At 69.5% G+C, this 24,606-nt stretch carries 24 protein-coding genes; 1 reads left to right on the top strand and 23 read right to left on the bottom strand.

Annotated elements, in window-relative coordinates:
• Positions 1-12 precede the first annotated feature (12 nt).
• From DFS13_RS02120 to DFS13_RS02045, 16 genes are all read right to left on the bottom strand, one after another.
• A complete protein-coding gene (locus DFS13_RS02120) occupies positions 13-498 on the bottom strand; it encodes a MaoC family dehydratase (RefSeq protein WP_111441336.1) in 486 nt (161 codons plus the stop codon).
• A complete protein-coding gene (locus tag DFS13_RS02115) occupies positions 498-1,298 on the bottom strand; it encodes an SDR family oxidoreductase (protein ID WP_006481546.1) in 801 nt (266 codons plus the stop codon). The genes DFS13_RS02120 and DFS13_RS02115 overlap by 1 nt, the downstream gene beginning before the upstream one ends.
• Entirely contained in the window at positions 1,295-2,497 is a 1,203-nt protein-coding gene (locus DFS13_RS02110) for an acyl-CoA dehydrogenase family protein (RefSeq protein ID WP_111441335.1), read from the bottom strand. The genes DFS13_RS02115 and DFS13_RS02110 overlap by 4 nt, the downstream gene beginning before the upstream one ends.
• Complete coding sequence (locus tag DFS13_RS02105) at positions 2,494-3,732, bottom strand: acyl-CoA dehydrogenase family protein (protein ID WP_048988192.1); 1,239 nt, start codon at positions 3,730-3,732, stop codon at positions 2,494-2,496. The genes DFS13_RS02110 and DFS13_RS02105 overlap by 4 nt, the downstream gene beginning before the upstream one ends.
• Positions 3,733-3,735: 3 nt before the next feature.
• Positions 3,736-4,614, bottom strand: a complete 879-nt coding sequence (locus tag DFS13_RS02100; RefSeq protein WP_060211154.1) for an SDR family oxidoreductase — start codon at positions 4,612-4,614, stop codon at positions 3,736-3,738.
• Between the two features lie 41 nt (positions 4,615-4,655).
• Positions 4,656-5,807: an acetyl-CoA C-acetyltransferase gene (locus tag DFS13_RS02095; protein WP_060211155.1), complete on the bottom strand. Its 1,152-nt coding sequence runs from the start codon at positions 5,805-5,807 to the stop codon at positions 4,656-4,658.
• A complete protein-coding gene (locus DFS13_RS02090) occupies positions 5,804-6,874 on the bottom strand; it encodes an acyl-CoA dehydrogenase family protein (RefSeq protein ID WP_006494774.1) in 1,071 nt (356 codons plus the stop codon). The genes DFS13_RS02095 and DFS13_RS02090 overlap by 4 nt, the downstream gene beginning before the upstream one ends.
• A 33-nt stretch (positions 6,875-6,907) precedes the next feature.
• A complete protein-coding gene (locus DFS13_RS02085; RefSeq protein WP_006481533.1) occupies positions 6,908-8,077 on the bottom strand; it encodes an acyl-CoA dehydrogenase family protein in 1,170 nt (389 codons plus the stop codon).
• The gene (locus DFS13_RS02080) at positions 8,074-8,889 is read right to left on the bottom strand and encodes an enoyl-CoA hydratase family protein (protein WP_034202288.1); all 816 of its coding nucleotides are present in this window, start codon (positions 8,887-8,889) and stop codon (positions 8,074-8,076) included. The genes DFS13_RS02085 and DFS13_RS02080 overlap by 4 nt, the downstream gene beginning before the upstream one ends.
• A gap of 19 nt (positions 8,890-8,908) precedes the next feature.
• The gene (locus DFS13_RS02075) at positions 8,909-10,009 is read right to left on the bottom strand and encodes a nitronate monooxygenase family protein (protein ID WP_034202287.1); all 1,101 of its coding nucleotides are present in this window, start codon (positions 10,007-10,009) and stop codon (positions 8,909-8,911) included.
• Complete coding sequence (locus tag DFS13_RS02070; RefSeq protein WP_006481536.1) at positions 10,006-10,926, bottom strand: enoyl-CoA hydratase; 921 nt, start codon at positions 10,924-10,926, stop codon at positions 10,006-10,008. The genes DFS13_RS02075 and DFS13_RS02070 overlap by 4 nt, the downstream gene beginning before the upstream one ends.
• An 8-nt stretch (positions 10,927-10,934) precedes the next feature.
• Positions 10,935-11,732 (bottom strand): CoA-transferase subunit beta, encoded by a 798-nt coding sequence (locus DFS13_RS02065; RefSeq protein ID WP_006481539.1) that lies wholly within the window; start codon positions 11,730-11,732, stop codon positions 10,935-10,937.
• Positions 11,733-11,742: 10 nt separating this feature from the next.
• Positions 11,743-12,636, bottom strand: a complete 894-nt coding sequence (locus DFS13_RS02060) for a CoA transferase subunit A (protein ID WP_043204678.1) — start codon at positions 12,634-12,636, stop codon at positions 11,743-11,745.
• A 9-nt stretch (positions 12,637-12,645) separates the two neighbouring features.
• A complete protein-coding gene (locus tag DFS13_RS02055; protein WP_006481531.1) occupies positions 12,646-13,542 on the bottom strand; it encodes a VOC family protein in 897 nt (298 codons plus the stop codon).
• A gap of 259 nt (positions 13,543-13,801) precedes the next feature.
• Complete coding sequence (locus DFS13_RS02050) at positions 13,802-14,218, bottom strand: type II toxin-antitoxin system VapC family toxin (protein ID WP_171984140.1); 417 nt, start codon at positions 14,216-14,218, stop codon at positions 13,802-13,804.
• Positions 14,205-14,441: a DNA-binding protein gene (locus tag DFS13_RS02045; RefSeq protein ID WP_006481537.1), complete on the bottom strand. Its 237-nt coding sequence runs from the start codon at positions 14,439-14,441 to the stop codon at positions 14,205-14,207. Before DFS13_RS02045 ends, DFS13_RS02050 begins: the two co-directional genes overlap by 14 nt.
• A 492-nt stretch (positions 14,442-14,933) precedes the next feature.
• Between DFS13_RS02045 and DFS13_RS02040 the strand changes: the two genes are divergently transcribed.
• Positions 14,934-16,160, top strand: a complete 1,227-nt coding sequence (locus DFS13_RS02040) for an acyltransferase (RefSeq protein WP_034202283.1) — start codon at positions 14,934-14,936, stop codon at positions 16,158-16,160.
• A 10-nt stretch (positions 16,161-16,170) separates the two neighbouring features.
• Here DFS13_RS02040 and DFS13_RS02035 read toward each other — a convergent pair whose 3' ends face one another.
• The 7 genes from DFS13_RS02035 to DFS13_RS02000 all read right to left on the bottom strand — a co-directional run bounded on the left by DFS13_RS02035 (position 16,171) and on the right by DFS13_RS02000 (position 24,474).
• Entirely contained in the window at positions 16,171-16,848 is a 678-nt protein-coding gene (locus tag DFS13_RS02035) for a hypothetical protein (protein WP_077176171.1), read from the bottom strand.
• Between the two features lie 648 nt (positions 16,849-17,496).
• The gene (locus tag DFS13_RS02025) at positions 17,497-18,270 is read right to left on the bottom strand and encodes an SDR family NAD(P)-dependent oxidoreductase (RefSeq protein WP_006481545.1); all 774 of its coding nucleotides are present in this window, start codon (positions 18,268-18,270) and stop codon (positions 17,497-17,499) included.
• A 34-nt stretch (positions 18,271-18,304) separates the two neighbouring features.
• Positions 18,305-19,891: a FadD3 family acyl-CoA ligase gene (locus tag DFS13_RS02020; RefSeq protein ID WP_006494764.1), complete on the bottom strand. Its 1,587-nt coding sequence runs from the start codon at positions 19,889-19,891 to the stop codon at positions 18,305-18,307.
• 38 nt (positions 19,892-19,929) lie between these two features.
• Positions 19,930-20,979, bottom strand: a complete 1,050-nt coding sequence (locus tag DFS13_RS02015; protein WP_060211157.1) for a ferredoxin--NADP reductase — start codon at positions 20,977-20,979, stop codon at positions 19,930-19,932.
• Positions 20,980-20,994: 15 nt separating this feature from the next.
• Complete coding sequence (locus DFS13_RS02010; protein ID WP_006483126.1) at positions 20,995-21,513, bottom strand: flavin reductase family protein; 519 nt, start codon at positions 21,511-21,513, stop codon at positions 20,995-20,997.
• Entirely contained in the window at positions 21,510-23,270 is a 1,761-nt protein-coding gene (locus tag DFS13_RS02005; RefSeq protein WP_058903180.1) for an FAD-dependent oxidoreductase, read from the bottom strand. Before DFS13_RS02005 ends, DFS13_RS02010 begins: the two co-directional genes overlap by 4 nt.
• Positions 23,271-23,280: 10 nt before the next feature.
• Positions 23,281-24,474, bottom strand: coding sequence for an acyl-CoA dehydrogenase family protein (locus DFS13_RS02000; RefSeq protein WP_060211235.1), 1,194 nt, complete (start codon positions 24,472-24,474; stop codon positions 23,281-23,283).
• Positions 24,475-24,606 lie beyond the last annotated feature (132 nt).

Raw genomic sequence — 24,606 nt, 5'->3', positions numbered from 1 at the left:
CTGAATCGGAAACTAGAAGTAATAGCGGCTGATCGTGTCGGCCACGCAGCCGGGCCTGGGCTCGCCGTCGATCTCGACGGTCACGCGAATCCATGCCTGCACGCCGCCGTCGAGCGGCTCGACGCGCAGCAGCTCGCCCACGCCGCGCACGCGTGCGCCGACCTTCACCGGCGCGGGAAAACGGATCCTGTCGCAGCCGTAGTTGACGCCGAGCCGCGCGCCGTCGATGCGCACGATCTGCGGCAGGAAATGATTGACGAGCGCCAGCGTCAGGTAGCCGTGCGCGATGCACGCGCCGAACGGGCCGTCCTTCGCGCGCACCGGATCGACGTGCACCCACTGGTGATCGCCCGTCGCATCGGCGAAGCCGTCGATGCGGATCTGGTCGATCGCGAGCCACGCGCTCGCGCCGAGCGTGTCGCCGACGGCGGCCGCGAGTTCGCCGGGATGCGCGAACACGCGCGGCGTCGCGCGGACGGAGTCGAGGGTCGTATCCATCATGCGTGCTGGCTGCTGACCGACAGCACTTCGCCCGTCATGTACGACGCGTAATCGCTTGCCAGGAACACCATCACGTTCGCAACCTCCCAGACTTCGGCGGCGCGCCCGAAGGCTTCGCGCGACGCCAGTTGATTCAGCAAATCGGCCGGAGCCGACTTCTTCAGAAAATCGTGCATCGCGATGCTCGGCGCGACCGCGTTGATGCGCACGCCGTACGGCGACGCCTCGAGCGCCGCGCAGCGCGTGAGCGCCATCACGCCCGCCTTCGCCGCCGCGTAGTGCGCCTGCTCCGCCTGCGCACGCCAGCCGAGCACCGATGCGTTGTTGACGATCGCGCCGCGGCCGCGGGCCTGCATGTGCGGCAGCATCGCGCGCGTCATCCGGAACGTCCCGGTGAGGCTAATGTCGATCACGCGCGACCATTCGGCATCGTCCATATCGACGATGCGGGTCGATCCGCCGAGCCCGGCGTTGTTGATCAGCACGTCGACGCCGTCGAGCCTGTCCTGCGCTTCGGCGACCAGCGCCTGCACGTCGGCCTCGACCGCGACGTTGCACAGGCGGCCATGGACCTGCTGCAGCCCGGTTTCCGCGCGCAGCGTCTCGACGGCCTGTGCGAGGCGCTTGTCGTGGATATCCGAAATGAACAGCGCGCGGCAGCCTTCCTCCGCGCAGCGGCGCGCGGCCGCGAAGCCGATGCCGGCGCCCGCGGCAGCCGTGATCAACACCGATTTGCCGGCGAGCAACTGATGGCCGGGAACGTATGCCGGCGCTTTCTGGATCTGGGGTTCGGTCATGCTGTGCCTCGTGGTTCTCTTGGCATGCCGAGCCCGCGCTCGGCCATGATGTTGAGCTGGATTTCGTTGGTGCCCGCGTAGATCGTGTCCGCGCGGGAGAACAGGAATACGCGCTGCAGATGGGTGAGCTTGTCGTCGGCCGGATCGAGCACGTTCGCGCGCGGGCCGAGTGCGTCCATCGCGAGCTGGCCGAGATCGCGGTGCCAGTTCGACCAGAAGTACTTGTAGATGAGCGCCTCGCGCCGCAGCGACGCACCCGAGCCGCCGTCGGCATCGTCCGCGCCGGACAGCATCCGCAGCGCGTTGTAGCGCATCACGCGCAGCCCGGCCCACGCGCGGCCGATCCGCTGGCGCAGCACGGGGTCGCGGTCCGCGCCCGATTCGCGCGCCGCGTCGATCACCCATTCGAGTTCGCGGACGAACTGCATCTGCTGGCCGAGCGTCGACATCCCGCGCTCGAAGCCGAGCAGCGTCATCGCGATCCGCCAGCCGTCGCCGGCCGCGCCGATCAGATCGCGTGCGTCGGCCCGCGCGCCGTCGAAGAACACCTCGTTGAATTCCGCGCCGCCGTTGAGCTGCCTGATCGGCCGGATCTCGATGCCCGGCTGGTCGAGCGGCATCAGCAGGAACGACAGCCCCTTGTTGCCCGTCGACGCGGGATCGGTGCGGGCGAGCACGAAGATCCAGTCGGAATCGTGCGCGAGCGACGTCCATACCTTCTGGCCGTGCACGCGCCACGCGCCGTCCGCGTCCTGCTCGGCGCGCGTGCGGACGTTGGCGAGGTCCGAACCCGCGCCGGGCTCCGAGTAGCCCTGGCACCAGAACTGCGTGCCGGCCAGGATGCCGGGCAGGAAGCGCGCGCGCTGGTCGTCGGTGCCGCACGCGACGAGCGTCGGCCCAAGCAGCCCTTCGCCGATGTGGCCCATCCGTCCGGGACCGCCGGCGCGCGCATATTCCTCGTGAAAGATCACCTGCTCGGCGACCGAGAAGCCGCGCCCGCCCTGGCGGGTCGGCCAGCCGAGGCCGGTCCAGCCGCCGTTGGCCAGTTCGCGCTCCCACGCCTTGCGCAACGCGGGCCACGCTTCCTCGTCGCCGGGGCCGCCGCGGTATTTCAGGCATGCGAATTCGCCGGTCAGGTGCGATTGCACCCAGTCCGCCACTTCGTGCCGCAATTGCCGTTCACGCGTTTCGCTGTTCATTGGAGGGCTCCTGCGCGCGCGACCGATGCACGCGTGGCGATCGAAACCGGCGACGCTGCCCGGGCTTCGTCGCGCGGCGATGCGCCGCCGTCGATCGCACGGGATGCGATCCATTCGAGCAGGTGCGGCGTGCTGCCGAACTGAGCGCTCGACGCCTGTGCGCGCTTGAAATAGAGATGCGGGTCGTATTCCCACGTGAAACCGACACCGCCATGCAGCTGGATCGCTTCCTGCGCGCAGAACGCATACGCATCGTTCGCGGCGGCCTTCGCGGCCGCGATGTCGGCGCGCAACGCGGCGCCCGGCATCGCGCCGGTTTCGGCATCCCATGCGTGCGCGGCGCCGAGTACGGCCGAACGCGCCGCTTCGATCAGCACCATCATCTGCGCGCATCGATGCTTGACGGCCTGGAACGACGCGATCGCCCGGCCGAACTGCACGCGCTGGCTCGTGTAGTCGAGCGTCAGGTCGAGGCATTGCTGCGCGCCGCCGAGCTGTTCGGCGGCCAGCGCGAGCGCCGCGAACCAGGCGGTGCGTTCCATCGTCCGGGCCGCGGCGGCGCCGACGGCGAGCAGCGCGTCGCGGCTCACGCGCGTTTCGTCGAGAACGATGCGCGCGATCGGCCGCGTCGCATCGAGCGTGTCGAGCGGCGTGACGGTCAGGCCCGTTGCCGTTGCGACGTCGATCGCGAACAAACCGATCGACTGCCCTTCGTTCGCGATCCGGGCGGGAATCAGCAGCAGATCGGCGCGCACGCCGTCGATCACCTGCGCGATCTCGCCGGACAGCGCGTAGCCGCTCGCGGCCTCTTCCGCGACGACCGGCAACGACCACGAACCCGCGGGCATCTCGAATGGCAGCGCCAGCGTCGCGCTGCACGCGCCTTCGGCGATCTTTGCAAGCCAGCCGGTGGCGCCGGCCGCCTCGCGGCAGCCAGCCAGTGCGGTCGCCGCCAGGCACGCGGTCGAAAAATACGGCACGCACGCGACGCGCCGGCCGAGCTGCTCCATCAGCACCGTCTGCTCGACCGCGCCGAGCCCGAGCCCGCCCGCCGCTTCCGGCAGCGCAAGCGCGTTCCAGCCGAGCTCGCCCGCGAGCGCGGCCCACAGCGCATCGTCGCGGCCGGCCGATTGCTCGATCGCGCGGCGTACGTCGGCGGACGCGCTGCGTTCGGCGAGCACGTCGGCCGCCGCGTCGCGGATCATCGCCTGTTCGTCGGTGAGCGCCAGATCCATCGGTCAGCTCCCGTACACGCGCTGCACGGGCCGCGCGTCGGCCAGCAGTCGAGCGACCGCCGGGCCAACCTCGGCCGCCGCCCAGCGCGCGCCGCGATCGACACGGGGGCCGGTGCGCCAGCCTTCGGCGACCGCGATCATCCCGCCCGCGACCTCGAACACCTGGCCCGTCACGTCGGCCGATTGCGCGCTGCCGAGCCACACCACCAGCGGCGCGACGTTGGCCGGATCGAAATAATCGAAGCCGCCGTCCTCGGGCTTCTTCATCATGTCGGCGAACACGCCTTCGGTCATCGACGTGCGCGCGGCCGGCGCCAGCGCGTTCACGCGCACGCCATAGCGCTGGAGTTCCGCCGCCTGCATCAGCGTGAGCGCGGCGATCCCCGCCTTTGCCGCGCCGTAGTTCGACTGGCCGATCGAGCCTTGCAGCCCGGCGCCCGAACTCGTGTTGACGATCCGCGCGTCGACCGGGTTACCGGCCTTCGCGGCGTCGCGCCACGCGCGTGCCAGCACGCTCGACAGACAGAAGTGGCCGCGCAAATGCACGCGCATCACGTCGTCCCAGTCGGTTTCGGTCATGCTCGTGAACATCTTGTCGCGGCAGATGCCCGCGTTGTTGACGAGCACGTGCACGTCGCCGAACGCAGCGCGTGCGGCATCGACGATCCGCTGCGCCGTGTCGACCCGGGTGATGTCGTCCGAATTCGCGAGCGCGCGGCCGCCGCGCCGCGCGATCTCGTCGCACACGGCCTGCGCGGCGTCGTGCCGGATGTCGTTGACGACGACCGCCGCGCCCTCGGCCGCGAACGCGAGCGCGTATTCGCGCCCGAGCCCGCCGCCCGCGCCGGTGATGATGACGGTGCGTCCGTTGCAGATTCCCATGCTGGTGCCTCGTGGATCCTGAGATGGTGAAAGTGACGCGCTCACAGGCGCTCGATGATCGTGACGTTCGCGAGGCCGCCGCCTTCGCACATCGTCTGCAGCCCGTAGCGGCCGCCCGTGCGTTCCAGCTCGTGCAACAGCGTCGTCATCAGCCGCGCGCCGGTTGCGCCGAGCGGATGGCCGAGCGCGATCGCGCCGCCGTTCGGGTTGGTCTTTTCGTGCGGAAAACGCGTATCGGCCAGCCACGCCTGCGCAACCGACGCGAACGCCTCGTTCAGCTCGACGACGTCGATCCGCGCCAGATCGAGCCCGCTCTTCTTCAACGCAGCCCGGGTCGCCGGAATCGGCGCGGTGAGCATCCACAGCGGATCGTCGCCGAGCACGCTCAGGTGATGAATGCGTGCGCGCGGCGTGAGGTCGTAGCGCTTGAGCGCGTCCTCCGACACGATCAGGAGCGCCGCGGCCGCATCGCAGGTCTGGCTCGCGACGGCGGCCGTCAGCGAGCCGCCCGGCGTCAGCGGTTCGAGCGTCGCCATCTTGTCGAGCGACGTGTCGGGGCGCGGCGTCTCGTCATGCATCACCCCTTCGAACGGCACGATCTCCCGCTTGAAATGGCCGCCCTCGATCGCCGCGACCGCGCGGCGGTGACTCTCCAGCGCGTAACGCTCCATCGCGTCGCGCGACAGGTTCCAGTGATCGGCGATCCGCTGCGCGGCGACGAACTGCGACACCGGCGCGTCGCCGAAGCGCGCGCGCCAGCCGGCGCTGCCCGAGAACGGATCGGTGAAGCCGAGCGGCGCCGCGCAGGTCATCGCGGACGAGATCGGGATCTGCGTCATCGTCTGCACGCCACCGGCGACGACCACGTCCTGCACGCCGCTCATCACGGCCTGCGCGGCGAAGTGCACGGCCTGCTGCGACGAGCCGCACTGGCGGTCCACCGTCACGCCCGGCACCTGCAGCGGCAGCCCGGCCGCGAGCCAGCAGGTGCGCGCGATGTTGCCCGCGAGCGGGCCGATCGTGTCGACGCAGCCGAACACCACGTCGTCGTATTCGTCGGCCGGGATCGCGTTGCGCTCGACGAGCGTCTTCAGCACGAAGCCGCCGAGGTCCGCCGCATGCACGTGCGCGAGCCCGCCCTTGCGGCGGCCGGTGGGCGTGCGCAGCGCGTCGACGATATAGGCTTGTTTCATCGGTTCGTTTCCTCGAAATCGAAGGTCTGCGCGGGGCCGATCGGCAATGCGTCGCCGAGGATCGCGTCGGCCACGCGGGCCTTGTGGAACGCGCTGTCGCCCCAACTGCCGGACAGCGCCCAGATGCGCTTCATGAAGATCTGCAGGTCCAGCTCCCACGTGTAGCCGATCGCGCCGTGCACCTGCATCGCGTGGCGCGCGGCCAGTTGCGCGGCCGACATCGCGGCGAGCTTCGCGTGCGACACGAACACCGCGCGCTGCGGGTGATCGTCGGCGATCGCCTGCGCGGCGCGCGCGACCACCGGCCGTGCGAACTCGTAGCGGATGGCGACGTCGGCGAGCAAATGCTTGAGCGCCTGGTACGAGCCGATCGCCTTGCCGAACTGCTTGCGCTGCGCGCTGTAGTCGATCGCGACGTCGAGCACGCGCTGCGTGAGGCCGAGCAGTTGCGCGGCGACCGCGAACGCGCCATGGTCGAGCGCGCGGTTCAGCAGCGGCGCGGCTTCGTCGGCGCTCGCGATGCGGGTGGCCGCCGACGGCTCCCAGTCGAGCGTGAACAGGCGCCGCGACGGGTCGACGCTGTCGACCGCGCGCCATGCGCACTGCGCGGGATCGACGCGGTGCAGCTCGCCGCGGTGTTCGCACAGCAGCGTGTCCGCGACATGCACGTCGGCCGCATACGGGTTCACCGGATGCACGAGCGCGACGCGCGCCCGCCCTTCGGCGATGTCGCGCAGCAGCGCGTCGCGCCAGTCGCTCGCGGGCAGCCGCGCCAGCACGCCGGCCGACACGAGCGCCGTGTCGAGCAGCGGCTCGGGGCTGCCGAAATAGCCGTAGGCCTGCGCGAGCAGCGCCCATTCCGCTTCGGTCAGGCCGAGGCCGCCGTGTGCTTCGGGCACCGACACGGCGGTCAGCCCCTGCGACGCGAACAATGCCCACAGGTCATCCGAGCGCCCGGTCGGCGTCGCCCACAGCTCGCGGATCAGCTCGGGCGTCATCTCGGTCATCAGCAGGCGCTTGACGCTGTCCGCGAGCGCTTCCTGGTCTTCATCGAATACGAAATCCATACGATGTCCGTTCAGTGAGTGTCGCCGGCGCGCTTACGCGCGCGGCATGCCGAGCATCCGTTCGGCGACGATGTTGCGCTGGATCTCGTTGGTGCCCGCGTAGATCGTGCCGGCCTGCGCGAACAGGAAACCGTCGAGCCAGTGGCCGAGCGTCGCGTGCTGCGCGGCCGTCTGCGGGACGACCTCGCCGTGCGCGCCGAGGATGTCGAGCGCGGTCTGATGCATGCGCAGGTCGAGCTCCGACCAGAACACCTTGTTGGTGCTCGACTCCGCGCCGATGTGGCCGCCCTTCAGCAGCCGGCTCGCGGTCGCATAGGTCGACAGCGCATACGCCTGCGCGTCCATCCAGGCCTGCACCACGCGTTCGCGCAGCGTCGGATCGCGGTCCGCGCTGTCGCGGTGCGCGAGATACAGGTCGCGCAACGCCTGCGCGGTGCGCTGGAAGCGCGCGGGCGAACGCAGCATCAGCCCGCGCTCGAAACCGGCCGTCGCCATCGCGACCTGCCAGCCGGCGCCTTCGGCCGCGAGCCGGTTCTCGACCGGCACGCGCACGTCGTCGAAGAAAATCTCCGCGAAACCGGTCTGCCCGTTCAGCTGGCGGATCGGCCGCACCGTGATGCCGGGCGCGGACAGCGGCACCATCAGGAACGTCAAGCCGTGGTGACGCGTCGATTCGGGATCGCTGCGGAACAGCCCGAACAGCCAGTCGGCCCACACCGCGCGGGTCGACCAGATCTTCTGGCCGTTCAGCACGTATTCGTCGCCGATCCGGGTGGCGGTCGTGCGGATCGCGGCCATGTCCGAGCCCGCGTTCGGCTCCGACCAGCCCTGCGCCCACACGTGCTCGCCGGCCGCCATCGCGGGCAGGAAGCGCGCCTTCTGCGCATCCGTGCCGAAATCCATCAACGTCGGCCCGAGCAGGAAGATGCCGTTCTGGTTCACGCGCATCGGCGCATCCGCGCGCCAGTACTCTTCCTCGAAGATCAGCCATTCGATCAGGTCGCAGCCACGCCCGCCCAGCTCGCGCGGCCACGTGACCATGCTCCAGCGGCCCGAGTGCAGCGTGCGCTCCCATTGGCGGTGCGCGGCGAAGCCTGCCTCGGTGTCGAAGCTCGGCAGCCGCTCGCGCGGCACGTGCGCGGCGAGCCATGCGCGGATTTCCGCGCGAAACGCCTGCTGTTGCGGCGTATAGGTCAGGTTCATGCGCGTGCCTCCGCGGCGCTGGCGCGTGCGTCGAAATGCGCGTCGCGCTTCTCGACGAACGCGGCGCGCGCTTCCGTCGAATCGTTCGTCATGTATGCCTGCAGCGTGAAGCCCTGCTCCCAGCGGTACTTGTCTTCGAGATCGCCGTCCTCGACGCCGTTCAGCGCCTCCTTCGCGAGCCGCACCATCGCCGGGCTCTTCGCGGCGATCTTGCGGGCGATCGCGAGCGCCGCGTCGCGCAGCGCGTCGCGCGTCACCACCTGCTCGAGCGCGCCGAGCCGGTACGCTTCGGCCGCGTCGATCATGTCGCCGGTGAAGTACATCGCGCGCACCTTCTGCACGCCGAACAGCCGCTGCAGGTGCGCGCCGCCGCCCATCGCGCCGCGGTCGATCTCGGGCACGCCGAAACGCGCGCAGTCGGCCGCGACGACGATGTCCGCCGCGCCGCAGATGCCGATCCCGCCGCCGAGCACGAAGCCGTGCACCGCCGCGATCACCGGCTTCGGATTGCGGTGCACCGCGCGGAACGTCTCGTAGTTGCCCGCGTTGACCGCCACGATCCGCTCCGGATGCGCGGCCAGCTCCTTGATGTCGACGCCCGCGCAAAAGCCGCGGCCTTCGCCGCGCACAACGATCACGCGCACGTCGTCGTCCTCGCCGAGCGCGTCGAGCGCGCGGGACAGCGCCTGCCAGCCGTGCGCGTCGAGCGCGTTCACCGGCGGATGGGCGATCACCAGCTCGGCGATGCCGTCCGCGCGATCGATCCGGAACGGCATCGCGCCGGCCGGTTGATTGGTTGCTGCCATCTCCATTGCCTCCCTGTGATGTTCGTCATGCGGCCTGCGCCGCTGCCGCGCCGCGCAGCGCGGCCAGTGCGTCGAGCCGCTCGCCGGCTTCCGCGACGATTCGCGCGATCAGTGCATCGCACGATTCGATCGCGCCGATCATCGCGGCCGCCTGGCCGCTCGGCAGCACGCCTTCGTCGGGGCGGCCTTCGACGATCGCGCGCTGGATCAGGAACGGCGCGTTCGCGGCCATCAGCGTCTGGCTGGCCGTGTAGTCGTGCGAGCGCAGCGCCTTGATCGCGAGGCCGAGCATGTCGGCCGTGCTCAGCCCGTTCTGGCGCCGCCACGCGTCGGCCGTCTTCAGCGCGAACCACGTGCGGCGCAGCGGGCCGAAGCGTTCGAGCTTCAGCAGGTACGGGTTGTCGATCATTCGTTGCGGCAGCCCGTCGAGCGCGTCCGACACGCGGATGCGCGCCGGGTCGCCGACCGCCACGTAGCGCTCGAGCGTCGCGCGCGGCACCGGCGATTCCGCGCTCATCAGGAAGCGCGTCCCCATCGCGATGCCGGCCGCGCCGTACGCGAGCGCGGCCGCCAGTCCGCGCCCGTCGAAGAAGCCACCGGCCGCGACGACCGGCACGCGCACCGCGTCGAGCACCTTCGGCAGCAGCAGCGTGGTCGGCACCGCGCCCGTGTGGCCGCCGCCTTCCGCGCCCTGCACCGTCACGATGTCCGCGCCGAGTTCGACGGCCTTCGCCGCATGCTTCGGCGCGCCGACGGTCGGCATGCAGACGATGCCGGCATCCTTGAAACGGCGGATCGTCTTCGCATCGGGGCCGCGCCCGTAGCTGACCGCGCGCAGCCGGTGCTCGATCGCGAGATCGACCACCTGCGCGGCGTTCTTCTGGAACATGTGGAAGTTGATGCCGAACGGCCGATCCGTCAGCGACTTCACCTTCAGGATCTCGGCCTCGACCTGCTCCGGTTCGAGCGTCGCTCCGGCCAGGAAGCCGAATCCGCCGGCGTTGCTCGTGGCGGCGACGAGCCGCGCGTCGGCCACCCAGCCCATCGCGGTCTGCACGATCGGGTAGCGGCAGCCGAGCAGGTCGCACAGCGGCGTATGCAGCGGGCCGTGAAGCGTCGTGCTCATGCGGCGGCTCCGTTGACGGCGACCGGTGCCGGCGCGTCCGCGCGGTCCGCGCCGTTCGGCTGGCGTTGCGAGCTGGCCATGCTGCGGGCGTCGTAACCGCCGAGGCGGTCGCCGCTCACGAGCTCGTTGTGCGCATGCGCGAAGTGATGCCACGCGAACGCCGCGTCCATCGCCGCGCGCTTGCCTTGCAGTTCCTCGACGTGATTCAGCGCCTGCTTGGTCAGCGTGAGCCCGAGGCGCGGCATCGTCGCGATCTTCGCGGCGATCGCGTAGGTCGCGTCGCGCAGCCGCTCGCGCGGCACCACGCGGTTGACCATCCCCATCTGGTACGCGCGCTCGGCCGGCATCCGCTCGCCGAGAAACAGGAATTCCTTCGCGATGCGCGGATTCAGCTCGTACGCGTGGGCGAAATACTCGACGCCCGGAATCCCCATCCGCACGACCGGATCGGCAAAGAACGCATCCTCCGACGCGACGATCAGGTCGCACACCCACGCGAGCATCAGCCCGCCGGCGATGCACGCGCCCTGCACCATCGCGATCGTCGGCTTCGGCAGGTCGCGCCAGCGCCGGCACATGCCGAGATACACCTCCTGCTCGCGCGCATAGAGGAATTCGCCGCCTGCCTTGTCGACGTGGTCGTACCACAGCGACGCGCGCTCGAACGACTCGTGGATGTCGCGGCCCGGCGTGCCGATGTCGTGACCCGCCGAGAAATGCTTGCCGGCGCCCGCGAGCACGATCGCCTTCACCGCGTCGTCGTGCGCCGCGCGCCGGAACGCCGCGTCGAGCGCATACGTCATCTTCGAGTTCTGCGCGTTGTGGTAGTCGGGGCGGTTCATCGTGATCGTCGCGATGCCGTCCTCGAGCGCGTAGTCGACGACACCGTCGCCGAACGTCATCCGGGTCGCTTCCATGTCGGCCCTCATCCCCGGCGCGGCGCCGGATTGTTGCGCACGATCGTCGCGCGCAGGTTGTGCGGATCGAGCGCGCGCACGATGCGCAGGTCTTCCGCGTTCGGCGCTGCCGTCGTGCCGATGTCCGGCGAGGCAAGCAGCGGGAAACCGGTCGCGTCCTGCACCTCGTCGAAGCTCACGCCCGGGTGCAGCGAGCGCACGCGGATCGCGTGGTCGGGCCCGCCGAAATCCATCACGCACAGGTCGGTGACGATGCTGCGCAGGTCGACGAAGGTCTTCATCCCGGGCAGCCGGCGCGCCGGGTTGTAGCCGACCGTGCACACCATGTCGACTTCGCGTTCGACGAACGTGCGCTTGCCGTGGCCGCTGACGAAGAACGAGTTCGCGTGGTTCGTCGTGTTGCCGGGGAAGCCGCGTGCGCCGAGCAACTGGGTTTTCGGGTGCGCGTAGTCGTCGCCGAGCCACGAAATGTTGGCCTGGCCGAAGCGATCGATCTGCGTCGGCATCACCAGCGCATGGCGGCGCCCGTGCCACAGGCAGTCGAACACGCGCTCGTAGGTCATCCAGCCGCTCGCCTTCACGCGATAGCCGTCGGGGCGCGGGCCGAGCGGCACCGGCTCCTCGACGAGATACGCTTCGCCGTCGGTCAGCATCAACCCGTTGTTGTACGCGAGCCGCGCGAGGCCGGCCGCGAGCCGCGGGCCCGTGCCGATGCCGGTCGCCAGCACTTCGCCGTCGTCGCGCCACAGTCGCGCGGACGCGACGATCATCAGTTCCGCGAGGGAATGGTCGAGAGATTCGCTCACAGGCGCTCCTTTACAGAATCGGCAACGGCAGCGTCGTCACGTGCGACAGCCCGCCGACGCCTTCGAGGTACTGACGTTCGTCCTGGCCGACCACGTCGCGCAGGTACGCCGCCGTCCTGGCGTCGTCTTCCGCGCTGGTGCAGTACGCGCGCAGGTGCGGCAGGTCCCAGCCGTAGGCCGGCCCGCACGACGTCGGATGCGCACCACCCGGTGCGTGCACGACGCCCGTGACGAGCGAGCGCTCGAACGGATTGCGGCGCGCGGCGTCGAGGTCGTCGCTCGCGAGCGACGCATCGACCGTTTCCGCCGATACGTAGCAGCGCCGCGCGGCGCGCGCCATCCACGCATCGAAGAACGGATCGGGGCCGTCGATGCGCGTATTGCCCATCCGGTCGGCCGCGTTCACGTGCAGCAGCGCGACGTCGAGTTCGATCGCCGGCATCGCGAGCAGCGTCTCGCCGTCGTCGTACGGCGACTGCACCGTGCGCAGTTGCGGCGCGTGATCGAGCAGCGCGGTGCCGAGCCCGGCGCGCGTCGGCAGGAACGGCAGGCGTGCGGCGGCCGCGCGCAGGCCGAGCTGCAGCATCCCTTCGTCGAGTTCGAGCACGTCGACGCGGCCCTGCTCGCGGGCGCGGCGGAAATGCGGCTCGAGCGGGATCACGTCGAGCGACACGAAGCCGAACACCACCTTGCGCACCTTGCCCGCCGCGCACAGCAGGCCCACGTCGGCGCCGCCGTACGCGACGATCGTCAGGTCCTTCAGGTTCGAGCGCGCGATTTCGCGCACCAGCGCCATCGGCTTGCGCCGCGGCCCCCAGCCGCCGATGCCGATCGTCATGCCGTCGGCGAGTTGCGCGACCACGTCGCGCGCGGACATCGTCTTGTCGAGAGGTTTCATCGTCATCGTGCTGGCTTACCGGTATCCGATGCTGAAATCGTGGCCCCACTGGCTCACCTTCGTGGCCTCGAACACCGCGTGCTTCGACCAGTCGACCGTGAGGCCGCCGAAGCCGTATTCGAGATCGAAGCCGCCGGGGGTCTTCATGTAGAAAGAGATCATCTGGTCGTTGCAGTGCCGGCCGAGCGTCGCGGACATCTTCACGTCGTGCGCGGCGACGCGGTCCAGCGCGCGGCCCACTTCGTCCATCGAATCGACTTCGGCCATCACGTGCACGCAGCCGGACGGCACGGCCATCTCGAACAGCGCGAGGCTGTGATGGCGCGCGTTGCGGCAGTGCATGAAATGGATGCGCTTTTCCGGTTCGGCCGGGTCCGGCGTGAACTTCACGCGGTAGATGTCGGACAGCTCGAAGCCGAGCACGCCGCGCACGAACGCATCGGTCGCGTCGAACTGCGGCGCGGGCAGCACCGCGTGGCCGAGCCCCATGTCGCCGGTGACGAAACGCGCGACGCCCAGCGGCGACACGAAGCGGCGAAAGTCGCAGCGTGCGCCCCAGTACAGCTCGTGGCGGTTGCCGGACGGATCGGTGCACCACGCCATCGCCTGCACGCGGCGCAACGCGGCTTCGTCGCGGCTGGCGCGCACCGGCTCGACGCCGGCGCGCTGCAGCGCCGCGAGCGCGGCGTCGAACGCGGCGCCGTCGGACAATTCCCAGCCCGATGCGAAATAGCGGTCGGCCGCGCCGGGAACGATCACGTAGCGGAAATCGCGCTCGTCCATCTTCAGATAAAGCGCGCCGTCGGGCGCGTCGAGCGCCTGCATGCCCAGCACGTCTTCCGCGTAGCGGCGCCACGCATCGACGCGCGTCGCCTCGACGACGACGTAGCCCAGCGCACGGACATCGATCATGTCGGCCTCCTCCTGGTTCAGAATCCGTTGTTCGTGAAAGGATTCTGGCCGGTCGGGGGTGGCGTTACATCGTCTGTTGGGACGAGAGGACGGGCGGTAAAAGCCGGGGATGGCGGCGCGGAAGCGCGCCGCAGGAGGATTCGGTGCTCGGCGGGTGAAAGGTGGCGGCCGGTCACGGCAGCCAGGGCGGTGCGCTCGCCTGCCGGGCGGTCACCGCCCGCCCCGGCTTCGCGCGACCGGCAGGCCGCCTGCCGCGACGTTACTCGAACGGATTCAGCAACCGGACGCCGGTGCGAGCGAAATCGTCGACGTTGCGCGTGACGACCGTCAAATCGTTGATCAATGCGGTGGCCGCGATCAGCTTGTCGAGTTCGTGCGTCGGATCGGGCACGCGCAAATGCCCCCACATCTGGCCGGTTTCGACATCGACCGGCAGGATGTTCGGCGCATAGCCGGACAGGATCATCGTGAGCCAAGCCTCGAGCGCCGACGCCTGGCTGTGATCGCCGCGATGACGGATCAGGTCGACACCGCGCCGCAGCTCGGCCACCGTCACGACGGACAGGTAAAGCGGGCTCGCGTCGGCTTCGGCCTGCCTGAAGAACGCCCGCACGCCGCGGTTGGTTCGCTTGCCCTTCCTGATTTCGCTGATGACGTTCGAATCAATCAAAAACACGCCTGACCTCGCCTGAATCCTGAACACGTTGGAAATCCGCGTCTTCGCCCACCTCCGGCATGCTCATCAGCACTTGCGCGAATGTGCGCCGCTTCGGCCGGCCGAGCGCTTCGGCCAGAATGGCTCGATGTTCGGCCTCGGCGCTCCTGCCGTTGGCCGCAGCCTGCTCGCGCAGGCTTTGAACGAGAGTGTCATCCACGTTACGCACCAGAAGATTTGCCATGATTACCTCCATCCAGATTTGCTATCAATGATAGCGTCATGAAGGTAAATTGCAAGCATTGCTATCACCTTCCTGACCGGACGGACCCTGGAGTCGGCGTGAGCCCGTGGCAGCGGACGACAGGAATTCGTCCCCCTTCCGCCGCTGGCCCGACGCATCGAACTGCTGTCGCTCAAGGTAAGCCGGAGCGCGACGATCCGGAAGCCGGCCAAATGGCCAGTCGGGTGGCGTCGACCACGATGAAGGTCCGGCGGCAAGGAACGGAATTTGCGGCGCGACCCGCCGTTGGCGACATCGGCGACCGATACGCGCGTCGCACCGGTTCGCGCTGAAACATCATGTTGCACAACGAGCCGCGACCGTCGCACATCGTTTGATACCATCGAACGACAAGACCGGCGATCGAACGCCGTGCGAAGCGCGCAGAAGACCTTGCATCGACGCGGACCCTCCGTGCCTGAAATCCCGATCCAAGACACGAGACGCTCTTCAGTGGACCTTGTTACGCCTGCCCTGCAAACCCTGTTCTCCCCGACACCCGACAAACTCTACTTCCCGGCATGCCTGGCGGCCGTGGCGATCATCGCGTGGCGCGTCGCCCGGCACGTGCCGTTCTACCGGGCGGCCGTCGACAAATCGCTGTCGATGCGCTACCGCAATCTCGACGGCTTCCGCGGCATCCTGGCCACCTCCGTGGTGTTCCATCACTTCGCGTGCAACCAGGCATTGCTGTCGACCGGCGTCTGGGGCGCCGGCACCGATTTCCTGCGCAATCTCGGGACGATTCCCGTCGCGATGTTCTTCATGGTCACCGGGCTGCTGTTCTGGGAGCGCGCATGCAGAGGCACGCTCGACGTGCGGACCTTCTTCGTCGGGCGCGTGCGACGCCTCGCGCCGCTCTATCTGTTTTATGCGGCCGTCATCGTCATCTGCACGCTTTACTGGTTTCCCCGCAACGCCGTCGGCGCACCGGTGCAGTTGCTGGCCGATCTGCTCAAGACCGTTTCGCTCGGCTGGTTCGGCGCGTTCCCGATCAACGGAGCGGCGCGCACGCCCTATCTGAGCGGCGTCTGGTGGACCCTCGCGTACGAATGGCGGTTCTACGTCGCCGTTCCGTTTCTCGCATGGTTCGTCGCCACGCGTGCATGGCGCAAGCTGCTCGCGCTCGCGATCGTCCTCGCCTGCGCCGCGCTGTTCGGGCCGCCCGGCGGGATGGCGCTGCTGTTCGCGTTCGGCGCCGTGGCCTACGAGGTGTCGCGGCACCCCGCGATCCGCGCGCGGCTCGCCACGAAGGCGGCGGCGACCGTCGCGCTGCTGATCCTCGCGATGTCGCCGTCGCCAGCCGAACGCTATTCGATCGCAGGCGCGCTGCCGCTGCTTCCGGTGTTCTTCTGCATCGCATGCGGGAACACGTTCTACGGCGTGCTCAAGACCCGCCCGCTCGCGCTGCTCGGCACCGCGAGTTTCAGCATCTACATGATCCACATGGTGATCGTGTACATGATCATTCACGCATTCAACAAGTTCGTGTTCCCGATCAATTCGACCGACGACTCGGGCATCTGGGCGCTCGCGCTCGTCTGCGCGCTGGTTGCCGTCCTGTGTTCGCTGCTCACTTACCGCTACGTCGAGCATCCGTTCATCGCGAAGCGCAACGACGCACGCGCAGCACGCCGCGCGGCCGAACCCGCTCGCGAGCGCCAAACGGTCGCGCCGTGACCGGGCGCGTTCAGAAGCGGTACGAGATGCCGATCTGCAGGACCGGATACCACCGGTAGCGCGACATCATCTGCCGCAGCGAGTCGAGCCCGCTCGCGACCAGTACCTGGCTCTTCGCCGGTCCGGCCGCCGCGGCCAGTTCCGGCGACAGCGTGTACGAACATTTCGGTATCCCGTACGCGACGCCGATGTCGGCGACGAACCCGAGCCCTTTCGACGCCGGTCGATGTCCGTAGCCGATCCCGACATACGGCATCACGGTCGGATAGCGCGCTTCCGCGACCGCGTACATCCCCGGCAGCGCCGGATAGCGCTTGCCGCCGAACACGTAGGTTCCGTTGGTCGGCACCGACACGCCGTGAAGCTCGTCGTCGTTGAAGCGCAGCCCGAGCGTCGCGCGAAAGCCGCTGCCTCGCCATGGGAAGATGTCCGCATAGATGCCGCCCTGGCGCAGCTTCAGGTCGTCCTGATAGCGGTTGCCGGCCACCGTGAAGTCATGCGTCAGATTGATCGCGTTGAAATCCGCGTGCGCGCCCAGCATCGAATTGAAGCTCACGGCCGCGCCGATGCCGACGCCCTGCGTGCCGCCCTGCAGGTAGATTTCCTGCGCGTGCGCGCTCGCGACGAACATCACCGCGACCGCTGCCCATTGGTTCGCTGTCGTTTTCACGGGCGTCTCCCCCGACATGTGCCGGGCGCGACGCGACGCACACGCGACCTTCGTCGCGATGCGCGATGCGAACCCCGGCACGACACCTTGCAAGCACGCTTGCTGTTTGACGGATCGGGGACGCGTTGCGCGGTGCGCATGACCGATACGACATGCGCTGCGCAGGCGCCGTGGCACACGGCGCGCGCGACCCGATCCGATTCCCCGTCTGTTTCGATGTCGTTACATGCCGCCGATGCGCGGATCGTTCTGGCGAAATGCGTCTGCGCGGGCGACATCGGGGGAACCGCAAAGGGCGTGCCATGCGGCGCGGACCGAAGCGGAAGAAGCGCTACCCATCGGGACGGGGCGTGGCGCGGATCGCAAACGAGGGGAAATGTTTCAGGAACGTATCCGTATTCGGCGAGCGGCGCCGAAACACGCGAAAGGCGGCCTCTCGCGCCGATCGCGCGATGCAGGCACAACGAGGCCGGACGGCCGTCAGCGCACGCGGATCGCCGTTGCGATCACTCGTGCGCGGAGGAATACGTTGAAAAAGCGTTGCAAAAGTGCGACCTCGTGCCGGTCGCAAGCGGCGCTGATGCGCGCTCGTGCGTGACGAGGCAGGGCAAATACCGATGCGTGCGCATGCATCTGGTCGGCGTCACGCGCAACGGAGATACGCGGTTACAACCCGTACCCGCCCGAGACGTTCAACTGCTGCCCGGTGATGTAACCCGCCCGATCCGACGCGAGAAACACCGCCGCGCGCCCCACGTCGTGCGCCTTGCCCCAGCGCTTGAGCGCGAGCATCTTCCGCGTCTCGTCGATCCACGCCGGGTCGAACTGTCCCTGTTCGAGCAGCACCGGAAACATCCCGGCCTCGATCACGCCGACCAGGATCGAATTCGCGCGAATGTCGTAACGCCCTTCCTCGCGCGCCAGCCCCTTGACCAGCGCCTCGTTCGCCGCCTTCGGCGCGACCGACAGCCCGTCGCGATCGGGCCAGCGCAGATGGCCGGCCGAGCCGAGCGTCACGAACGAGCCACCGCCCGACGCACGGAAATGCGGCAGGGCGGCTTTCGCGGCGACGAAGAAGCCGATCGTCTCGACGTCGATCGCGCGGCGCCAGTCGTCGTGCGTCATGTCGCCGATATGGCGCTGGTTCACGAATGGCCCCGCCGCCCAGACGACCGTATGCACGCGCCCATGCGCGTCGATCGCCGCCGCGAGCGCGGCATCGACCTGCGCGGGATCGGTCACGTCCACGCAGTGCGTGGTGGCCGCGACGCCCTCGCCGCGAATATCGCGCGCCACGCGCTCGGCGACGTCGGCCTTGCTGCGGTAACCGACCGCGACCGGCACACCGGCGCGCGCGAACTCGAGCGCGACGCCCTGCCCGATGCCGCCGCTGCCACCGAACACGAGTACCGCGCCCGCGGGAAATCCGTTGTCGTTCATGTGTTCATCCCGTTCAGGGTGGTGGCTTCTTCGCTCAGGCCGCCGCCTCGGTCGCCGCGCGCAGCCGGTACTTCAGCACCTTGCCGGCCGCGCTCGTCGGCAATTGCGCGACGAACGTGAAATACCTCGGCACCTTGTAGTTCGCCATGTTGCGGCGCGCCCAGTCGTTCAGTTCGTCGGCATCGGCGTGCGCGCCGGGCCGCAGCACGACATAGGCGTGCCCGACTTCGCCGAGCCGCGTGTCGGGCACGCCGACCAGCGCGACCTGCGCGATCGCCGGATGCGCGGCGAGCAGCCGCTCGATCTCCGCCGGATAGCAGTTGAAACCGCCGACGATGAACATGTCCTTGATACGGTCGGTGATCTTCAGATTGCCGTTCGCGTCGACGCAGCCGAGATCGCCCGTATGCAGCCAGCCCGCCGCATCGACGGTCTCGCGCGTGGCGTCCGGCTGCTTGAAGTAGCCGTGCATCACGTTGTAGCCGCGCACCCAGATCTCGCCGGTCTCGTCCGGCCCGAGCGGCTCGCCGCCCGGCCCCGCGATGCGCAGCTCGACGTCCGGCATCGGCCGGCCCGACGTACGGGCGACCGTCTCGGCATCGTCGCCCTGGCGGCACAGCGTCGCGAAGCCGCACGACTCGGTGAGCCCGTAGCCGGTCAGCACCGTCTCGAAACCGAGCTCCGCGCGCATCCGCTCGATCAGGCTCGGCGCGATCGCAGCCGCCCCCGTCACCGCGATCCGCAGCGACGACAGATCGCGCGTCGCGCGATCGGGCGCGTCGAGCAGCGCGTAGTACAGCGTCGGCGGGCCGGGCAGCACCGACACGCGGTCCGCGGCGACGCGCCGCAGCACGTCGTCCGGCTGGAACACCAGATGCGGCAGCACGGTCGCGCCGCTCGACAGCGCGGCGAGCCAGCCGGCCTTGTAGCCGAACGTATGGAAGAACGGATTGACGATTAGGTAACGGTCGTCCGGGCGCACGCCGGCGATCGCCGCCCACGCCTGCGCGGCACGCAGGTTCTGGCCGTGCGCGGTCATCACGCCTTTCGGGCGCCCCGTCGTGCCGGAGGTGAACATCAGGTCCATCACGGTGTCGGGCGTGACCTGCGCCTCGCGTTCGCGCACCGCGGCAAGCGGCACCGCCGCGCCGCGCGCGAGAAACGCGTTCCAGGTCTCGTCGTGCGCCCCCGAAGGCGGTTCGCCGTCGAACACGACGACGCGCTCGAGCGTCGCCGGCCGATGCGGCGCGAGCATCGCCGGATAGGATTCGCCGAGGAAGGTGCCGCAGCAGAACAGCAGCCGCGCACCGCCGTCGTGCAGGATGCCGCCGACCTCCATCCCCTTCATCCGCGTATTGACCGGCACGAGAACCGCGCCGACGGTATGGATCGCGAGCGCCGCGACGATCCATTGCGGCAGGTTCGGCGCCCAGACCGCGATGCGGTCGCCGGGATCGATGCCGCTCGCGAGCAGCGCGCGGGCCGCATCGATGCGCGCGGCGTCGAGTTCCGCGTAGGTCAGCCGGCCGTGCTCCGACTCGATCGCCGGATGCGCGCCGTGGCGCGCGGCTGCCCGCGCGATCAGCGCGGGCGTGGTCAGGATTTCGTTGTCCATCGTCATAGATCAGGTTGCCGCGCGCGCCGCCGGCGCGCCACGGCTCAGTCGGGAAACACCACGCGCAGCGCATCGCTCGCGGGCCGCGCGCAACAGGCGAGCGTCCAGCCGGCCGCGATCTCGTCGTCGTCGAGCACGTGGTTGCGGTCGAGCGCGACCGCGCCGCGCTCGATCCGGCACATGCACGCGCCGCATTGCCCCATCCGGCACGAATTCGGCGCCGGGACGCCCGCGCGCAGCATCGCGTCGAGCAGCGTTTCGCCGGGCGCGCCGTCGAACGCGAATGCGTCGCCGTCGAGCACCGTCTCGATCGCGGCAGCTGCACCGGACGTCGACGTTGCCGGCGCCGCGTCCACCGGCGCGCCGCCTGCCTGCGCCGGCGCATCGGGCAGCGACGCGAACCGCTCGACGTGCACGCGCGCACGCGGCAGCCCGAGGCCGAGCATCGCGGCCAGCGCGTTCTCCATGAACAGCGCGGGCCCGCAGATGAACGTCTCCTGCTGGCTGAACGGCCGCGCGAGTTCCTCGAGATGGCGCTGTTGCGGAATGCCCTGCACGCTGTCGAGCCAGTGCATCACGCGCAGGCGGCCCGGATGGCGCTGCGCGAGCTGCTGCAGTTCGTCGCGGAAAATCACCGCGCGTTCGTCGCGATTCGCATAGATCAGCGTCAGCATCCCGCGGCCGTGCACGAGCGCCGATTTCAGGATCGACAGCACGGGCGTGATGCCGCTGCCGCCCGCGAACAACAGCAAATCGGCGTCGAGCGTGCGCGGCGTGAACACGCCGGCCGGCGGCAGCACGTCGAGCGCGTCGCCCGCCTTCACGCGATCGCACAGCCAGTTCGATGCGCGACCGTCACGCACGCGCTTGACGGTGATCTTCGGCGCCGCATCGATGCCGGGTGCGCTGGACAGCGAATAGCAGCGCGCGACGGTCGCATCCGCGCACGGCACGTTCAGCGTCAGGAACTGCCCCGGCCGGTACGCGAACGCGTCGCGCAACGCGGCCGGCACGTCGAACACGAACGAGCACGCGTCGTCGCTCTCGGCAATCACGTCGGCCACGGTCAGCCGATGGAAGCGTGAATCGCTCATGGCCGGTTCCTTGCGTCACGCGGCCGCATGGGCCACCGGCGCGCCGGGTGTCGTATAGGCGCCGTCGAGATAGACGAGCGGATCGACGTCGCCGCTCATCAGCACCTCGCGGATGCGCCCGATGAACACCGTATGCGTGCCGTATTCGAAGCGGCCGTCCTGCTCGCACACGAGGCTCGCCTGCGAATCGCGCAGATACGGCACGCCGTGCGGCGACGTGTGCCAGTCGCCGGTCGTGAAGCGCGCTTCGCCCTTCAGGCGGCCGCTGCAGTCGATCGCGATGCCTTCGTGGCGCGCGGACAGCACGTTCACGCAGAATGGCGCGCCCGCATCGAGCGGCGGATACAGCGACGCGGTGCGGTTGATGCAGATCAGCAGCGACGGCGGATCGGTCGACAGCGAATCGACCGCCGTCGCCGACATCGAGTAGCGCCGGCCGTCGTGCGCGCTGCTGATGACCGTGACCGAACGCGCGAGGCGACGCATCGCGAGCAGCATGTCGGTGCGCAGCGGATGGGGGGTGAGATCGCTCATGATCGGACTCCGTCAGGTTCTGTCGTGGATGGTCGGGCGGACCGCCCGCCGGCGTCGGCCGCACAGGCGGCCAGGTGATCGGCGGCGAGATACCCGAAGGTCATCGCCGGACCGAGCGTCGAGCCCGCGCCGGGGTAGCTCGCGCCCATCATCGATGCGCTGGTGTTGCCGATCGCATAGAGGCCGTCGATCGGTTCGCCGTCGGCGCGCAGCACGCGGGCGTGCGCGTCGGTGACGAGCCCGCCCTTCGTGCCGATGTCGCCGGCGTCGATCCGCACCGCATAGAACGGCGGCTGGTCGACCGGCCCCAGGCACGGGTTCGGCTGGTTCCGCGGGTCGCCGTAATACGTGTCGAACGCGTTGTCGCCCTTGCCGAACGCTTCGTCGACACCGGTGATCGCGTAGCGCGCCATGTCGCGCAGCGTGGCGTGCAACCCCGCCGCGTCGACGCCGATCCGCGCGGCCAGCGCGTCGATCGTGTCGGCCTTCACGAGCACGTCGCGAAACGCATCCGGGACCCTCGAATCGGGCATCATCGACGCCGGCATGATCGGCCCGCACGGATACTTGCGGCGAAAGCGCGCGTCGAACACCATCCATGCCGGCACGCTCGCGCCGGTGCGCGCATGATCGCGATACATCGCGGGCACGAATTCGGAATACGGCGCGGCCTCGTTGACGAAGCGCCGGCCGAGGCCGTTGACGATCACGCAGCCCGGCAGGTTGCGTTCGACGAACAGCGCGCGCTGCTTCTCCTCGCCCGCGACGCCGACGGTCGGCGCACCCCACACGTGCTCCATCAGCGCCAGCGCGCCGCCGAGCCGGTGACCTTCCGCAATCGCATCGCCCGTGTTGGACGGCGGCGTCGCGCTCCACTGCGTCCGGGTCGGCTGCGGCAGGTAACGTTCGCGCATCGGCTGGTTGCGCTCGAAACCGCCCGCGCCGAGGATCACGCCGCGCCGCGCGGCGATCGTCACCGGCTGTCCGAAGCGCTGCACGCGTACGCCCGTCACGCGGCCGTCCACCTCGAGCAGGTCGCGCATCGGCGTCTCGAGCCACACGGGCACGTGACGGTCGAGCAGTGCGCGACGCAGCCCGCCGATCAGCGCATTGCCGAGCGTCAGGCGCCGGTCGCGCCGCGTGCGGCGGCGCATGCCGACATCGAGCCAGTAGCGGCCGAACTGCGCGATCGCGAGCCGCATGAAACCGGGGCCGCGCGAGAACAGCGTATGCGCTTCCTTCGACGTCACCGCGACGCGCCCGCCGATCAGCGTGCCGGGCGACGGCGGCCGCAGCCGCTCGAACTCGTCGCCGAGCAGCCCGCCGTCGAATGGCAGCGGATCGAGCGCGCGATACCCCGGCATCGCGCCCGGCAGCTTCTGGAAATAGTCCGCGTACATCGGCAGCGCCTGATAGCGCACGGGCGTCTTCGATTCCAGATAGCGCAGCATCTCCGGCGCGCGGTCGAGATACGCATCGAGCTTGTCGGGCGTCGAGGCGCCGGCCGTACACGCGTCGAGATAGCGGCGCGCGGCGTCGCGCGAGTCGGTCGCGCCGAGTTCGGCGATATGGTGATTGCACGGCACCCAGATGCCGCCGCCCGATACCGCCGACGTGCCGCCGTACCGCGCCGTCTTCTCGATCACCACGACGGACAGCCCGTGGTCGGCCGCGCGGCACGCGGCGAGCAGCGCACCCGCGCCCGAGCCGACGACCACCACGTCGAACGCGTATTGCCGTGCTTGCGTGTCGTTCATCCTGGCCCCGTCAGATGAAGAAGTCGGTGTTCTCGCGGCCGAGCATCACCGCGCCGAGGTTCTGGCCGAAGCGGTCCACGTTGTTCGCGTAGTGCGCGCGGGCCGCATGCAGGTCGAGGAAGCGGCGCACCAGCGGATTGCGGTGATAGATGCCGTTGCCGCCCGCATAGCGCAGCAGCGCGTTCGCGGCCTGCGCGCAGCGTTCGGCGACCTGCGCGGACTGGTAGCGGAAATGCACGCGGCGCTCGATCGACACCGCCGGGCCGCCGGTCACCGACGCCATCAGTTCCGCGAAATTGCGCTGGAGCAGCACCTTCATCTCGTCGATCGCCACCGCCGCGTTCGCGCATGCGTGCTGCGCGCCCGGATCGTCGGTCGTCTTCGCGCCGCTGTTGGCGGACACGCGCGTCGCCGCATAGCCGGTGAAATCGTCGAGCGCACCCTGCAGCGCGCCGATGCACGACGTGCACACCGCACGCACGAAAATCTGCGCGAACGGCAGCTTGAACAGCGGCGCGTCGTTGACCGCCAGCCCGGGGCTCGTGCCCATCATCCCGTCGATCGCCTTGTGCGTGCGGTACGCAGGCACGAACGCGTCGTCGACGACGATGTCGTGGCTGCCCGTCGCGCGCAGGCCGAGCACGTCCCAGTCCTGCTCGATCCGGTAGTCGGCTTTCGGCAGCAGGAAGGTGCGGTATTCGGGCGGCTGGCCGGCCTCGGCCGGCGGCACCAGCGCGCCGAGGAACACCCATTCGCACAGTTCGCTGCCGCTCGAGAACTTCCAGTGGCCCGACAGCCGGAAGCCGCTGTCCACCGGCGTCACGCGGCCGACCGGCATGTAGGTCGACGCGATCAGCGTCGCCGGATCGTTGCCCCACACGTCCTGCTGCGCGCGTTCGTCGAACAGCGCGAGCTGCCAGTTGTGCACGCCGACGACGCCGTACACCCACGCGGTCGACATGCAGCCGCGCGCGAGCGCCATCTGGATCTCGAAGAAGGTCTGCGGATCGAGCTCGTAGCCGCCGTAACGCTTCGGCTGCAGCACCTTGAAGAAGCCGGCGGCCTGCATGTCGGCGATCGTCTCGGCCGGGATGCGGCCCTGCGCTTGCGCGTGCGCGGCGCGGCCGGCCAGCGTCGGCGCCAGCGCCTCGGCCCGGGCGATCAGCGTGGCGGCCAATGCGTTCGAATCGTTGTCGCGATGCACGAATGTCTCCTGTGGAACGGGGGCGGCGCCGCGGCGCCCGCCCCGCTCCCGTTCAAAGTTGTTCGGCGCGGCCTGGCCGCGGGCGATGCTCGCCACCACCGATGGTCGGCTTCGCGCGAGCGCGCCGCATCG

Source organism: Burkholderia sp. 28_3 (genome assembly GCF_003253915.1).
Taxonomy (GTDB): domain Bacteria; phylum Pseudomonadota; class Gammaproteobacteria; order Burkholderiales; family Burkholderiaceae; genus Burkholderia; species Burkholderia cenocepacia.
The sequence above is the reverse complement of the archived record's forward strand: the minus strand, read 5'-3'. Positions and strand labels throughout refer to the sequence as shown.

What these genes read in the sequence shown, in the direction of transcription:
- DFS13_RS02120 (WP_111441336.1), bottom strand. Translation starts at nt 498, where the DNA reads ATGGATACGACCCTCGACTCCGTCCGCGCGACGCCGCGCGTGTTCGCG.
- DFS13_RS02115 (WP_006481546.1), bottom strand. Translation starts at nt 1,298, where the DNA reads ATGACCGAACCCCAGATCCAGAAAGCGCCGGCATACGTTCCCGGCCAT.
- DFS13_RS02110 (WP_111441335.1), bottom strand. Translation starts at nt 2,497, where the DNA reads ATGAACAGCGAAACGCGTGAACGGCAATTGCGGCACGAAGTGGCGGAC.
- DFS13_RS02105 (WP_048988192.1), bottom strand. Translation starts at nt 3,732, where the DNA reads ATGGATCTGGCGCTCACCGACGAACAGGCGATGATCCGCGACGCGGCG.
- DFS13_RS02100 (WP_060211154.1), bottom strand. Translation starts at nt 4,614, where the DNA reads ATGGGAATCTGCAACGGACGCACCGTCATCATCACCGGCGCGGGCGGC.
- DFS13_RS02095 (WP_060211155.1), bottom strand. Translation starts at nt 5,807, where the DNA reads ATGAAACAAGCCTATATCGTCGACGCGCTGCGCACGCCCACCGGCCGC.
- DFS13_RS02090 (WP_006494774.1), bottom strand. Translation starts at nt 6,874, where the DNA reads ATGGATTTCGTATTCGATGAAGACCAGGAAGCGCTCGCGGACAGCGTC.
- DFS13_RS02085 (WP_006481533.1), bottom strand. Translation starts at nt 8,077, where the DNA reads ATGAACCTGACCTATACGCCGCAACAGCAGGCGTTTCGCGCGGAAATC.
- DFS13_RS02080 (WP_034202288.1), bottom strand. Translation starts at nt 8,889, where the DNA reads ATGGAGATGGCAGCAACCAATCAACCGGCCGGCGCGATGCCGTTCCGG.
- DFS13_RS02075 (WP_034202287.1), bottom strand. Translation starts at nt 10,009, where the DNA reads ATGAGCACGACGCTTCACGGCCCGCTGCATACGCCGCTGTGCGACCTG.
- DFS13_RS02070 (WP_006481536.1), bottom strand. Translation starts at nt 10,926, where the DNA reads ATGGAAGCGACCCGGATGACGTTCGGCGACGGTGTCGTCGACTACGCG.
- DFS13_RS02060 (WP_043204678.1), bottom strand. Translation starts at nt 12,636, where the DNA reads ATGACGATGAAACCTCTCGACAAGACGATGTCCGCGCGCGACGTGGTC.
- DFS13_RS02055 (WP_006481531.1), bottom strand. Translation starts at nt 13,542, where the DNA reads ATGATCGATGTCCGTGCGCTGGGCTACGTCGTCGTCGAGGCGACGCGC.
- DFS13_RS02045 (WP_006481537.1), bottom strand. Translation starts at nt 14,441, where the DNA reads ATGGCAAATCTTCTGGTGCGTAACGTGGATGACACTCTCGTTCAAAGC.
- DFS13_RS02035 (WP_077176171.1), bottom strand. Translation starts at nt 16,848, where the DNA reads ATGTCGGGGGAGACGCCCGTGAAAACGACAGCGAACCAATGGGCAGCG.
- DFS13_RS02025 (WP_006481545.1), bottom strand. Translation starts at nt 18,270, where the DNA reads ATGAACGACAACGGATTTCCCGCGGGCGCGGTACTCGTGTTCGGTGGC.
- DFS13_RS02020 (WP_006494764.1), bottom strand. Translation starts at nt 19,891, where the DNA reads ATGACGATGGACAACGAAATCCTGACCACGCCCGCGCTGATCGCGCGG.
- DFS13_RS02015 (WP_060211157.1), bottom strand. Translation starts at nt 20,979, where the DNA reads ATGAGCGATTCACGCTTCCATCGGCTGACCGTGGCCGACGTGATTGCC.
- DFS13_RS02010 (WP_006483126.1), bottom strand. Translation starts at nt 21,513, where the DNA reads ATGAGCGATCTCACCCCCCATCCGCTGCGCACCGACATGCTGCTCGCG.
- DFS13_RS02005 (WP_058903180.1), bottom strand. Translation starts at nt 23,270, where the DNA reads ATGAACGACACGCAAGCACGGCAATACGCGTTCGACGTGGTGGTCGTC.